The organism is Faecalicatena contorta (assembly GCF_022835095.1).
In the GTDB taxonomy this organism is placed as follows: domain Bacteria; phylum Bacillota; class Clostridia; order Lachnospirales; family Lachnospiraceae; genus Faecalicatena; species Faecalicatena contorta.
Window position 1 is genome coordinate 3,709,722 of sequence record NZ_BQNQ01000001.1, and the last position, 11,967, is coordinate 3,721,688.

Below are 11,967 nucleotides of genomic sequence, written 5' to 3' on the forward strand. Positions count from 1 at the left end.
CTTGCAGGGAATGCCTGGAGGCACACGGATCCATGTGTCTTTATCCCTTGCAATCATAACGGAAAGGAGACGCTTATGCAGCAGTACAATAAAAGAGGATATCTGAACAGCGATTTCCGTATATTCCATCTAAAGGACAGTATCTCCAAAGAGTTTGAATTTCACTACCATGACTTTCATAAAATTACTATATTTATAAAGGGTAAAGTACAATACATCATAGAAGGCAAATCTTATGAACTTGAACCTTACGACATTGTACTGGTGAACCGCAACGATATCCACCGCGTGCAGGTGGACAATTCTCTGCCCTATGAGAGAATCATCGTCTATATTTCTCCCGGTTTTATGGAGGATTATCAGACGCCGGAATATGATCTGAATTACTGCTTCGAGAAAGCAAAAAAGGAACGCTCCAGTGTACTTCGAATCCATTCACTAGAGAAAAGTTCTCTTTTTCGGATTACGAACCGCCTGGAGCGTTCCTTTGAGGATCAGGAGTATGCCAGCTCTCTCTACCGCCAATTGCTGTTTCTGGAATTCATGATACACCTGAACCGCGCCGCCATCAAAAACCGCGTGAAGTTTCTGGACACAGAATTGTATAATTCTAAGATTGTTGATATCATGCATTATATTAACGGACATCTTACGGATCATCTGGACATCGATACTCTTGCGGGCATCTTCTACATCAGTAAATACTATATGATGCGGCTTTTCAAGGCAGAGACCGGATATACCATCGGCAGCTATATTACCTACCGGCGCCTGCTCTTTGCCCGGGAGCTGATCCTGGACGGCACGCCCATTACAGAAGCCTGTTTTGCCAGCGGATTCCGGGATTATTCCACGTTTTCCAGAGCCTACAAATCAGAATTTTCTGAGGCGCCGCGCAGCCTCCTTCGCCAGTAGCTGAGGCTGAACCACTGCTTCGGTATGGTGACAATAAACACAATGCCAAGCACAATCGCAAAAGCAATCTTCAGCGCTTCAATACCTCTGACTGCAGCCTCCCGCAGGCTGCCCTGCACGAGGTTATATACCGTATAGTAGACTCCCGCCCCGGGAATCAACGGAAATATACCCGGTACAAGGAATACTGTAATCGGACATTTCATCCACACAGCAAGCATCCGGGACATCAGCACCACCAGCGCAGTACCCAGAAATGTAGAAGTTGCTATAGAAGCGATATTCTCACTTGCCAGATAGCAGAGCCATCCCGCCATCCCCGTCAGCCCGCAGCAGAAGTAAAATCTCCGCGGCACATTAAATAAAACAGAGAATGCGATTGTCCCGAGAAAAGAGCAGAACATATTTACCAGCACAAACCCTGTCATAGTATCATACCTCCCGTCAGCTTATTGAAGCATCCCAGCACGAACCCGACTCCGATAGCGATATAGACAAAGACGAGAAGGGCATCCACAATCCTTACGATCCCTGAGATAAAATCGCTGTTTGCAATATCCCGGATAGAATTGACAAATGCCAGCCCCGGAACCAACGGCAGTATGGAGCCTATGATCAGCTTGTCTATCCTCACCGGGAAGGGCCACGGCATCTGAAGGGCAAACAGCGCCATAATCGTAATAAGCCCTCCGCCCACAATATGAATAATAATCTTTGACAGCCTGTGGTTCTCCGCAAAAATCACAAATATATACAGAAGGCACCCAATCACGACTGCCAGCATGCTCTCCCATAGGTTGGCCTGCAGCAGATAGCAAAAACAGCCGCTTCCAATGCCTGCGGCAAATACCCGGAACCGTCCCCTCTTGGGCGGCATCGCCTCGATCCGACGCAGCCGCTCCTTTGCCTCCTCCAGCCCCACCTTTCCAGCCGAGATCTCTCTTGACAGATCATTCACCTCGGTAACAATCCCTAAATGGAAGCCGGAAATCGGAATATGCTTCACCTTGGCATACACTTCCTGCGTCTCATCCCTGGCAGTCATAAAAATACCGTTGCTCATGACAAAAGATTCCACATCCTTAATGTGAAATCTCCTGCAGACATGTTCAATGGTCTCCTCCACCCGGAAAATCTCCGCCCCGTTCTTCAGCAGTACCCGTCCCATATTCATGGCCAGATCCAGCACATCCCGCATAGCCTCCTGTTCCCTGCCCGGCATGCCCGCTGGACTGCAGACTGCCCCGTCTCCGCCCATTCTTTCTCCATCATCCCTGTCAGAACCGGAATTCGCTGCGTTTATATTTTTTATCACGATCTGTTCTGCATCTTTTCTCATGCTTACCTTTTCATCCATGCAAAAACCCCCAAAACATCTATGGGATAGTATTTACAAATTGCCGAAACAATTGCAGATATCCCTGTTAAATTACTTTTCGACTCTAAGTAATTTATTTTAGCATGCTTTGAGGGTAAAGTCATCTCACTTTATGTAGTTATTCATTTAGCAAAAAGTCAAAAAGTAACCGTTCAGGAAACCCTGAATTGTTTGCGGAAATCCTTCTGTTATGCCTTTGCTTTTTTCTTCGACTGGCCTGTCAGAGTCTTGATTCCGTCCACGGCTAGCACTGCTGCCAGCACAATCAGAAGTACGCTGATCACGAGCCGGATATAGCACCAGACAACGCCGTCCACACCGGCAAGAATTCCGGCGAAGTTGGACTTGATCGTGAGGCACAGAGAAGTAATGGTTACAATCAGCATAAAGGCCATCGGAATCAGGAACATCTTATTGTTCTTGCCCACCTTGCCAAGCCAGGTCGCAACCGCGAGCAGGCCCAGGGCAGCCAGCAGCTGGTTTGCAGCTCCGAACAGAGGCCATACATTTGCATATCCGGTCATACCAAGCGCAATGCCAAGAACAACGGTAATAATAGTTGCCACGTATGGATTTGTCAGAACCTTCTTATAACCTGTCACCGATTTGACCTCTTCGCCAGGTTCCAGCCAGAATTCCTGGAACATATAGCGCGCAAGGCGTGTAGCCGTATCCAGGGAGGTCAGGCAGAATGCAGAAACTGCCAGCACCAGCATAGAGAATATAACATTTTCAGCTCCCTTTAAAAACGGGATCGTGGACGTCATCTTGGAAATGCCGGTTGCAAATACATTCGTAGGCACTACAAGTTCCCCTGCGGAGTAAAACTTCCATACATATCCGACAGCACATAGAGAAATGATTGCCAGCGCACACTCGATCAGCATACCGCCGTATGCGATCGGGCGGGCATCTTTCTCACTGTTCAGCTGTTTGGCAGTGGTACCGGAACCAACCAGTGAATGAAAACCGGAAATCGCGCCGCAGGCGATGGTGATAAACAATGCGGGAAACATATATCCCAAAGAAGTTCCTGTGGGCATCAGTGTATCTTTAAATCCGGTAAACGCAGGAATATCCAGACTTGCATTTCCCGTTATTCCCGCCCCGATCACGCCTACAACCGCAACTGCCATCATGAAGTAAAGCAGAAAAGAGCTCAGGTAGTCACGCGGCTGCAACAGGATCCAAACCGGTGTTACCGATGCTATTAAAATATAGACTCCCACAATAATCATCCATGTCTTATTATTCAGGTACAGCGGATGCCAGTTCAGTCCGATTACCATACAGATAATAATGGCAATCACCCCAATGACGGTAGAAACGCCCAGTGATGCATTTTTGCGGTAAACCAGGAATCCAAAAATCACAGAGATCACGATAAACAGAATCGAAATCATTGCCGTAGATGAATTTGCTGCGGAAGCGGCGTAATCCACCGCTCCGGACTCCGTATAAGTTGCCATAAATGTATTTGCAACAATAGATGCAAATGCGGCAACAACAAGGAGTAGTGTCAGGTAAGAGAAGATAATGAATATCTTCTTAGCCTTTGTCCCCATAGAGTCAGCAATTACTTCCCCGATGGACTGCCCTCTGTGGCGGATCGATGCAAATAATGCACCGAAATCATGGACTGCACCGAAGAAAATGCCTCCGATCAATACCCATAACAATACCGGCACCCATCCGAAAACGGCCGCCTGTATCGGGCCGTTAATCGGGCCCGCTCCTGCAATTGATGAGAAATGATGCCCCATCAGTACAGGCGCTTTTGCCGGACAATAATCCATCCCGTCTTCAAGCTCATGTGCCGGAGTCTTTCTTCCCGGATCCACACCCCACTGTCCTGCAAGCCATTTGCCGTAAGTAACGTATGCAATGATCAGAATCAAAATACCTGCAAGTAAAATTACTACTGCGTTCATTGTTCACACTCCTTTTTTCATAATAATAGCTTTATATAAAAAGGTCAGAAGACCTTCTCATATCCTTTGATTAGCTCCCTCGCCGCGCGGTTGCCGGACACCCTTCTGTTCTCCATGTCAAACACGAGCAACCTGGCCTCTGCATATCCCCGCAGGCCAAATCGGTAATTCTTAAAAAACTTAAAGTCCCTGACGGCCTTTTCCGCCTCCTTTGTCAAACCTCTCTCACTGATAAACACTGCCGTTATATATGTATACATATGATTCTCGCAGGTACAGGCTTCTCCATTCCTCACCAGTTCAGGCTCAATGAATGAAACAATGTGCCCGCGGAAGCGCTGGATATCCTCTGCTACCAGTCTGTCTATGCACGAAAAAAACGTATGCTCAAAACAATCTGCCCGCCACAATTCGGCCTTCTTCACAAGGACATACTTTGCGCTTGTCACATTAAAAGCCGCATACGCTTCGTATCTGTCCCCTTCTATATCATATGGACGGGTAATATCAAAAGCCGCTTGATAAGACTGCAGCAGTTTTTCTAAAAGTTCATGCCCTTTCATTGTCTATTACTCCTTTAGGCTTTTTTGCTTTGATGCTCTAAAGCGGCAAAAAACCGCATGGTCTAGTTTACACCAGCCCAAGCGGTTTTACAATGATATATTTTATACTTTTTTAATAAATTATATTAAAATTTAATATCTATGCGTGTACCCTTTCCCGGCTCACTGTCCACGGCCACCCTGGCTCCGTGCAGAAGCGCCCCGTGTTTTACAATAGAAAGACCCAGCCCGGTGCCGCCGCTCTCTTTGGAGTGGCTTTTGTCCACACGGTAAAAACGTTCAAATATCCGTTCATGGTGCTCTTTCGGTATACCGATCCCGGTATCCGTAACACATACCTTTGGGCCCTGAAGCGTGTTGCCGGCCCAGACTGACACCTGACCATCCGCTGTATTGTATTTGATTGCATTTTCACAGACATTATAGATCATTTCATCTAAAATCTGGCGGATACCATGATACACCACAGGCTCTCCCTCCACCACGATGTGCACCTTTTTCGCGTTTGCCTGTGGGGAAAGACGGCTTACGATCTCCCGGCAGAGGGCATAGAGGTCCACGTCCTCTTTCTCAAGCTCCACAGACTCCTCATCCAGCTTGGAGAGCTTGATAATATCTTCTACAAGCGTAATCAGGCGCCGTGCCTCTTTGTATATCCTGTCAGAAAATTTGGGGACGTCCTCTGACCTCACCATTCCATTTTTCATGATCTCCGCATACCCCGATATAGAGGTCAGCGGTGTCTTTAGTTCATGGGAGACATTGGCGGAAAACTCCTTGCGCATATTGGAAACGGCATCCTTCTCCTTATTCTGCCGGTCCATCGCCTCCAAAAGAGGGGTCATCTCCTCGTACACAGCATTGTCCAGCGGATGCTCCAGATCCAGTTCATTGATGGGCTTGATCAGCCGGGCGGTCTGCCATTTTGCCATCAGCCAGGCCAGAACCAGCATGACGGCGGCCAGAATGCATATCACCGGCAGCATTCTCAGAGCCGTACTCACCAGTCCGTCCATCAGCTTAGATACGCGCAATACTGTGCCGTCATCCAGAAGAAGAGCGTAATAATACATCTCTTTTCCCAGCGTGCCGGATACCCGGATATCCTCACCGCTGCCGCTCTCCAGGGCGCTTGCCACCTCCTGCCTGGATCCGTGGTTGTCCAACGTGGATTCGTCCCGTCTGGAATCATACGCCACGGTTCCGTCTGTATCAATCCGGGTCACCCGGGTCCTCACATCCACTTCATCCATCTGTTCCAGGTAGGCCGGGCCCGAAATATTAATCGCAGTCTTGATATATCTGGCCTCCTGCCGCACCTCTGTCTTCAATAAAGTCAGGTTCTGCCGGTATATCACAACCGTCAGAACCAAATAAGAGATCAGCAGCGTTATGGATAGCACAAACACCATGCTCCTCTGGATTTTAGCTCTCATTCGCTCCTCCTACGCGGTATCCTACGCCCCTCACAGTCTCGATAATCTCGCCCTTCTCTCCCAGTTTCTGCCGCAGCGTCCGTACATGTACATCTACCGTTCTGGTCTCACCGTCAAAATCATAGCCCCATATATCCTCCAGCAGCTGATCCCTCGTGAGTACAATATTCTGATTCCTCATCAGTCTTTCCAGCAGTTCGAACTCCTTAAGTGTCAGTGTAACGGCTTTTCCGTCCACGGTCACCTCGTGCTTTTTTACATTCACACAGACACCGCCCACGCTCATATCATCTTTGTCCGGCGCCCTACCCGTGCGCCGCATGACGGCTTTTACCCTGGACACGAGTTCCATCATTCCAAATGGCTTTGTCACATAGTCATCCGCCCCTGAATCCAGGCCGATGACCTTATCATACTCCGCACCCTTGGCTGTTACCATAATCACCGGGATATCCTTTGTCTTGGACGAGCTCTTCAGCTTACGGAGCAGGGAAAGCCCGTCTTCTCCCGGCAGCATAATATCAAGCAAAATAAGCTCTGGCGTATCGAACGCCAAAGCCTCCATAAAAGAGCCGCCTTCCGCGAAGCCCTGTGCCTTGAGCCCTGTTGTCTCCAGTGTATAAATCACCAGCTCCCGGATGTTGTCGTCATCTTCTACGCAATATATCATGTTGTCACTCCTTTATCAATTTTTCTCCCAGAGCCGTTCCATTTCTGTGGACCCCTGTGATAGAAAATTCGACCCATTCGGCGATATTGGTGGCATGGTCGCCAATACGCTCCAGATACTTTGTCACCATAATCAGGTCAAAGATTCTCTTTCCATTTTCGCCTCTTTCTTTCCGGATATAGTCCACAAGTTCGTCACGGATCGTGTCAAACAAATGGTCTACGGCATCGTCGGCCTCCACAACGTTCTTGGCCAGTTCCAGATCCTTTGTTACATAAGCCGTTACGCTGTCCCGCACCATCTTGCTCGCTGCCGCCGCCATAATGCCAATTTCCTCGATATCGGCCGCGGTATTATGCCTGGAGGATATCACAATCTCCGCAATATCTGCCGTTTGGTCGCCGATGCGCTCCATATCCGTGATCATCTTCAGCGCCGCCGAGATCCTGCGCAGATCCTTTGCCACAGGCTGCTGCTGTAAAAGAAGTTTCAGACACAGTCTTTCAATATCCTTCTCCATCTGGTCGATCTCTTCATCGGCCTCCATGATCGCTCTGGCCTGTTCCATATCGCATTCCTCCAGCGCTTTTGTCGCCTTTGCAATGGCAGTCTCGCACAGCTCTCCCATATGAGTGAGCTGCTCATCCAGTAACTGTAGCTGCATGTCAAATCTATTCCGCATTTTTTAACCAAACCTCCCTGTAATATAGTCTTCTGTCCGCTTATCCGCGGGTATGGAGAACAATCTCTCCGTATCATTGTATTCTACCACCTCGCCAAGAAGGAAAAATGCCGTATTGTCCGACACACGCACCGCCTGCTGCATGTTATGCGTTACCATGACAATAGTATAATCTTTTTTCAGTTCCATCGCAAGGTCTTCTATTTTTGATGTGGAAATCGGATCCAGCGCGGATGTGGGTTCATCCATCAGAAGAACCTCCGGCTCCACCGCCAGCGCCCTGGCTATACATAGACGCTGCTGCTGCCCGCCGGACATCCCCAGTGCACTTTTCTTCAGCCGGTCTTTGCATTCTTCCCAGATCGCCGCGCTGCGCAGGGATTTTTCCACGATATCATCCAGCCGGGACTTGGAATGAATCCCGTGGGTCCTCGGCCCAAATGCAATGTTGTCGTAAATGCTCATCGGAAACGGATTTGGCTTCTGGAACACCATTCCCACACGTTTGCGAAGCAGGTTCACATCCATTCCCCGGAATATATTTTCACCGTCCAGCAGGATCTCCCCTTCGATACGGCAGCCCTCCACCAGATCGTTCATCCGGTTAATGGACTTTAACAAAGTCGATTTACCGCAGCCGCTGGGCCCGATAAATGCTGTGATTTTATTTGCTTCTATCTCCAGATTTACATCCTTCAGGGCTTTGAAATCTTCGTAATACAAATCCAGATTTTTGATACTAATTTTTCCCATGTCTGATTCCTCTCTTTATGCTTTTGTTAAACGCCTGGCTATCACACTGGATAATGCATTGATTCCCACGACGAGAATCAACAGAACCACTGCTGTGGCGTAAGCCTGATCCATATAAAGCCCCTCGCTTGCCAGGTTATACATATGCACGGCCAGAGTCCTTCCGGAGCCCATCACGCTGGATGGTATATTTGCCACGGTTCCTGCCGTATACATCAGCGCCGCTGTCTCTCCGACGATTCTGCCGATTGCAAGAATCACACCTGCAAGGATGCCCGGTACGGCGGACGGAAGCACGATACGGAACACGGTCCTGAGCTTCCCTGCCCCAAGGCCGAAGCTCCCTTCCCGGAAAGTATCCGGCACCGCTTTCAGGGCTTCTTCCGTCGTGCGCATGATCAGCGGGAGAATCATAATAGCCAGTGTAAATGCGCCTGCCAACAGGGAGAATCCCCAGTCCAGTGTATTTACAAAGAACAGCATTCCGAACAGTCCGTATACGATTGACGGTATGCCGGATAAAGTCTCTGTTGTGAGGCGGATGATCCCCATAAATCTGTTGCCTCTTTTCGCATACTCTACCAGGAAGATTGCAGCGAAAATCCCCAGGGGCACGGCAACGACCAGCGACAGCAGCGTCATGGTCACCGTATTCACCAGCGCCGGCATCAAAGATGCATTGTCTGAAGTGTAGGTAAAAGAGAATAAAGAAGGCTTAATATAGGGGACACCGTGCACCAATATATAAATAATCAGAAAAATAAGTACTGTAAAAGTAACGACAGCGCCCAGCAGAACCAGAAGCATCATGAGAAAGGAACCCGGATGATGCAGATAAGTTTTCATTTTTTGACGGAATGTTGTTTGATTACTCACGGCCGGACCTCCTATTTAATAGTGCCACACTGAAGTTGATAATCAGGATAAATACAAACAGAACCACACCCGTTGCAATCAGCGCTTCTCTGTGTAACTCTGCGGCATACCCCATCTCAATCACGATATTAGCTGTCAGAGTCCTGACACCCTTCAGGAGGCCTGCAGGCATTCTGGCCTGATTACCGGCCACCATGATAACGGCCATCGTCTCTCCGATTGCACGGCCAACTCCCAGGACAATCCCTGCAATTACCCCGGATTTTGCCGCCGGCATGATCACCCGGAATATGCTTCTTTCATGGGTGGCCCCCAGCGCCAGCGCGCCTTCATAATACTGCTGCGGCACTGAACGGATGGCAGACTCTGTCACACCGATAATCGTAGGCAGAATCATCATTCCCAGAAGGATAGAAGCTGTTAAAATACCGCTGCCGTTTCCGCTGCTTTTTGTCAGTCCCATTTCCCGCCATGTTCTTCCAAGTTCTCTTACCCAGGGAACCAGGACAACCAGTCCGAAAAATCCATATACAACAGAAGGGATGCCGGCCAGAAGTTCTGTGGCCGCCTTCAGCGGCCGGTAAATCTTTTTCGGACAGTACATTGCCATAAATACGGAGGTCAGAATCCCTATGGGCACGCCCACAATGATTGCTCCTGCCGTCACATAAATACTCCCCACGATCATGGGAAGGATGCCGTATATATCATTATTCGGCTTCCACATTTCCCCGGTGATAAATTTTACAAATCCGATCTCTTTCATTGCAGGGACTCCATTTGCAAATAAAAAGACACAAATGAGAGCTACCGCCAGCACCGAAGCACAGGCGGCAATGAAGAATACTCCCTGCATGAATTTCTCATTCCATGCTTTTGATTTCATCGATTCAATTCCCTCTTCCTGGTCAGGTTTCTGAGCTTTATTCAATCACTTCATCCCAGGTGGCTGCCTCGCCGGTATAGATTGCTTTTACCTGGTCACTGCTCAGCTCATCTACTGTGCTGTTTTTGTTTACAATCACTGCAATTCCGTCTGTTGCAATCACAGTCGCCTGAAGCCCCTCTGCCAGTTCCGTATCTTTCAGCTCTCTGGATGCCATTCCGATATCATAGCTTCCGTCAATCGCAGACGTCATACCTGTCGTAGAATCCGTTGTCTGAAGTTCGATCTCCGCATTTGCATTGACAGCCTTGTATGCCTCGATCAGCTTTTCCATTACCGGAGAGATGGAAGATGAACCGCCGACTACCGCTTTTCCTGACGGACTTGTACCCTCAAAAGGTTTCACATCATCCACTGCAATATAGTGATTTTCTTCTACAACGGCCTGCCCTTCCTCGCTCATAATGAAGTTCATAAAGTCTTTTGCCACTTCATTGTCCAGGTTTTCCTTGGTTGCAATGTTAAACGGTCTGGATACCTTATATGTACCGGATTTTACATTTTCAGCGGTTGCCTCTGCACCGTCGATTTTTAAGGCCTTCACACTGTCGTCCAGTGATCCGAGTGAAATATATCCGATCGCGTACTCGTCGCCTGCTACTGTCGTCATCATAACGGAAGTGCTGTTTGTAATCTGCGCCTCCTCCGTTGTCATATCAACCTTTTCATCGCCATTTTTTTCCTCGATTCCGAACAGCTCGATAAACGCACCCCTTGTACCAGAACCATCCTCACGGGATACAATTGTAATATCATAGGAGCTGTCCCAGGAAGCACTTTCCTGCTCTGTTTTTGTATCTGCATTTGCATCGGCAGTATCTCCCGCCTTACTGTCGCTGCCGCATCCTGTTGCCGCAACTGCCAGCATACTAACCATAGATAAAACTGCAATAAACTTTTTCATTCTCATTTCACAATTCTCCTTTACATTTTAAAATAATCTTCGGGCAAATACCCGACATTTACTTGAACCATTTTCTTCACAATGCAATCATATAAAATCAATGTAAAGTTTGAAATCATCATAATGTTAAATCCTTGTTAAGTGCATGACAGCAAAAAATATTTATTCAGTGAACGAATTTCGCTGACATTTAGCGCGTTGTATTATATAATAAAGGATAGTAATAAACAAAACATCTGAGAAATAACAATTGAAGATACTCAAATAACAGACAGCAGTCTTTCTCAATTTAACTTTAAGGAGAAAAGTATTATGGGATTATTCAGCAGCAGCAATAAAGATCCAGAGGCAGATCTTATTATGTTAGATGGAATACCGTCCGTCAGCAGGGGAACAACAGTGACACTGGGTATATCCGGACAAGTTCTGACAGTAAAAGACAGGGGCAGTGATACATCATTATATACTCTGCCAGCGAGCAGAATTAAAAATATCTACATGGGTTCGGAAAACCAGATTGTAAATAAAAAAATAAATGTTCACGGTGAAATAGTGGTTCATGGGATAGTAATAGAAGCTCTCCGGGATCTGATTGGTGATGGTGATAAACACCGTTACTTTATGATAATCTTTTACGATTTCAAACAGACACTTCTTTTCGAGATTACAAACGAAGCCAAGACCTTAAGGCTGTATAACAAATTAAATCCCATGATATCCAAATAAGCCATACAATAGCAAAATATAACAAACAGCCTTGTCTTCAAAGGGATTAATAGTAAAATAAAAGAAGTGTGCGGACATGCAACTTCTGTCTTCTCCCCCTTTGTCAGCTGGGCAGAGCACTGGAAAACACGGAGTTGTTAATCCGATGTTTTTAATCACTCCCAGCTGAATATAAAGGGACAATATT

The 11,967-nt window shown here is 47.5% G+C and carries 13 protein-coding genes; 2 read left to right on the top strand and 11 right to left on the bottom strand.

The features are described from left to right. Nucleotides 1–75: 75 nt before the first annotated feature. Complete coding sequence (locus tag MWG26_RS16655; RefSeq protein WP_025656588.1) at nucleotides 76–915, top strand: AraC family transcriptional regulator; 840 nt, start codon at nucleotides 76–78, stop codon at nucleotides 913–915. On the opposite strand, the gene MWG26_RS16660 is transcribed toward MWG26_RS16655, so the two are convergent. The 11 genes from MWG26_RS16660 to MWG26_RS16710 all read right to left on the bottom strand — a co-directional run bounded on the left by MWG26_RS16660 (nucleotide 867) and on the right by MWG26_RS16710 (nucleotide 11,060). Next, entirely contained in the window at nucleotides 867–1,343 is a 477-nt protein-coding gene (locus tag MWG26_RS16660) for a threonine/serine exporter family protein (protein WP_025656587.1), read from the bottom strand. The genes MWG26_RS16655 and MWG26_RS16660 overlap by 49 nt on opposite strands. Beyond that, nucleotides 1,340–2,272 (bottom strand): threonine/serine exporter family protein, encoded by a 933-nt coding sequence (locus tag MWG26_RS16665; protein ID WP_117440857.1) that lies wholly within the window; start codon nucleotides 2,270–2,272, stop codon nucleotides 1,340–1,342. Before MWG26_RS16665 ends, MWG26_RS16660 begins: the two co-directional genes overlap by 4 nt. 209 nt (nucleotides 2,273–2,481) lie before the next feature. Next, nucleotides 2,482–4,224 (bottom strand): carbon starvation CstA family protein, encoded by a 1,743-nt coding sequence (locus MWG26_RS16670; protein ID WP_025656585.1) that lies wholly within the window; start codon nucleotides 4,222–4,224, stop codon nucleotides 2,482–2,484. A 44-nt stretch (nucleotides 4,225–4,268) separates the two neighbouring features. Then, the gene (locus MWG26_RS16675) at nucleotides 4,269–4,787 is read right to left on the bottom strand and encodes a DUF8052 family protein (RefSeq protein WP_117440858.1); all 519 of its coding nucleotides are present in this window, start codon (nucleotides 4,785–4,787) and stop codon (nucleotides 4,269–4,271) included. 125 nt (nucleotides 4,788–4,912) lie between these two features. Continuing rightward, complete coding sequence (locus tag MWG26_RS16680) at nucleotides 4,913–6,223, bottom strand: sensor histidine kinase (protein WP_025656584.1); 1,311 nt, start codon at nucleotides 6,221–6,223, stop codon at nucleotides 4,913–4,915. After that, nucleotides 6,213–6,893 carry a winged helix-turn-helix domain-containing protein gene (locus MWG26_RS16685; protein ID WP_025656583.1) on the bottom strand — a complete coding sequence of 227 codons (681 nt, stop codon included), beginning with the start codon at nucleotides 6,891–6,893 and terminating at the stop codon, nucleotides 6,213–6,215. The genes MWG26_RS16680 and MWG26_RS16685 overlap by 11 nt, the downstream gene beginning before the upstream one ends. A gap of 4 nt (nucleotides 6,894–6,897) precedes the next feature. Next, nucleotides 6,898–7,575: a phosphate signaling complex protein PhoU gene (phoU, locus tag MWG26_RS16690; RefSeq protein WP_025656582.1), complete on the bottom strand. Its 678-nt coding sequence runs from the start codon at nucleotides 7,573–7,575 to the stop codon at nucleotides 6,898–6,900. A gap of 3 nt (nucleotides 7,576–7,578) precedes the next feature. Then, a complete protein-coding gene (gene pstB, locus MWG26_RS16695) occupies nucleotides 7,579–8,328 on the bottom strand; it encodes a phosphate ABC transporter ATP-binding protein PstB (RefSeq protein ID WP_025656581.1) in 750 nt (249 codons plus the stop codon). Between the two features lie 15 nt (nucleotides 8,329–8,343). After that, the gene (pstA, locus tag MWG26_RS16700) at nucleotides 8,344–9,174 is read right to left on the bottom strand and encodes a phosphate ABC transporter permease PstA (protein WP_153921342.1); all 831 of its coding nucleotides are present in this window, start codon (nucleotides 9,172–9,174) and stop codon (nucleotides 8,344–8,346) included. 22 nt (nucleotides 9,175–9,196) lie between these two features. Next, the gene (gene pstC, locus MWG26_RS16705) at nucleotides 9,197–10,090 is read right to left on the bottom strand and encodes a phosphate ABC transporter permease subunit PstC (RefSeq protein WP_117440873.1); all 894 of its coding nucleotides are present in this window, start codon (nucleotides 10,088–10,090) and stop codon (nucleotides 9,197–9,199) included. A 37-nt stretch (nucleotides 10,091–10,127) separates the two neighbouring features. Next, nucleotides 10,128–11,060: a substrate-binding domain-containing protein gene (locus MWG26_RS16710; protein ID WP_025656578.1), complete on the bottom strand. Its 933-nt coding sequence runs from the start codon at nucleotides 11,058–11,060 to the stop codon at nucleotides 10,128–10,130. A 306-nt stretch (nucleotides 11,061–11,366) separates the two neighbouring features. On the opposite strand from MWG26_RS16710, the gene MWG26_RS16715 reads away from it, so the two are divergent. Next, the gene (locus tag MWG26_RS16715) at nucleotides 11,367–11,780 is read left to right on the top strand and encodes a hypothetical protein (RefSeq protein ID WP_025656577.1); all 414 of its coding nucleotides are present in this window, start codon (nucleotides 11,367–11,369) and stop codon (nucleotides 11,778–11,780) included. Nucleotides 11,781–11,967 lie beyond the last annotated feature (187 nt).

Coding starts and splice junctions, on each gene's coding strand:
- MWG26_RS16655 (WP_025656588.1), top strand. CDS start 76: ATGCAGCAGTACAATAAAAGAGGATATCTGAACAGCGATTTCCGTATA.
- MWG26_RS16660 (WP_025656587.1), bottom strand. CDS start 1,343: ATGACAGGGTTTGTGCTGGTAAATATGTTCTGCTCTTTTCTCGGGACA.
- MWG26_RS16665 (WP_117440857.1), bottom strand. CDS start 2,272: ATGGATGAAAAGGTAAGCATGAGAAAAGATGCAGAACAGATCGTGATA.
- MWG26_RS16670 (WP_025656585.1), bottom strand. CDS start 4,224: ATGAACGCAGTAGTAATTTTACTTGCAGGTATTTTGATTCTGATCATT.
- MWG26_RS16675 (WP_117440858.1), bottom strand. CDS start 4,787: ATGAAAGGGCATGAACTTTTAGAAAAACTGCTGCAGTCTTATCAAGCG.
- MWG26_RS16680 (WP_025656584.1), bottom strand. CDS start 6,223: ATGAGAGCTAAAATCCAGAGGAGCATGGTGTTTGTGCTATCCATAACG.
- MWG26_RS16685 (WP_025656583.1), bottom strand. CDS start 6,893: ATGATATATTGCGTAGAAGATGACGACAACATCCGGGAGCTGGTGATT.
- phoU (WP_025656582.1), bottom strand. CDS start 7,575: ATGCGGAATAGATTTGACATGCAGCTACAGTTACTGGATGAGCAGCTC.
- pstB (WP_025656581.1), bottom strand. CDS start 8,328: ATGGGAAAAATTAGTATCAAAAATCTGGATTTGTATTACGAAGATTTC.
- pstA (WP_153921342.1), bottom strand. CDS start 9,174: ATGAAAACTTATCTGCATCATCCGGGTTCCTTTCTCATGATGCTTCTG.
- pstC (WP_117440873.1), bottom strand. CDS start 10,090: ATGAAATCAAAAGCATGGAATGAGAAATTCATGCAGGGAGTATTCTTC.
- MWG26_RS16710 (WP_025656578.1), bottom strand. CDS start 11,060: ATGAGAATGAAAAAGTTTATTGCAGTTTTATCTATGGTTAGTATGCTG.
- MWG26_RS16715 (WP_025656577.1), top strand. CDS start 11,367: ATGGGATTATTCAGCAGCAGCAATAAAGATCCAGAGGCAGATCTTATT.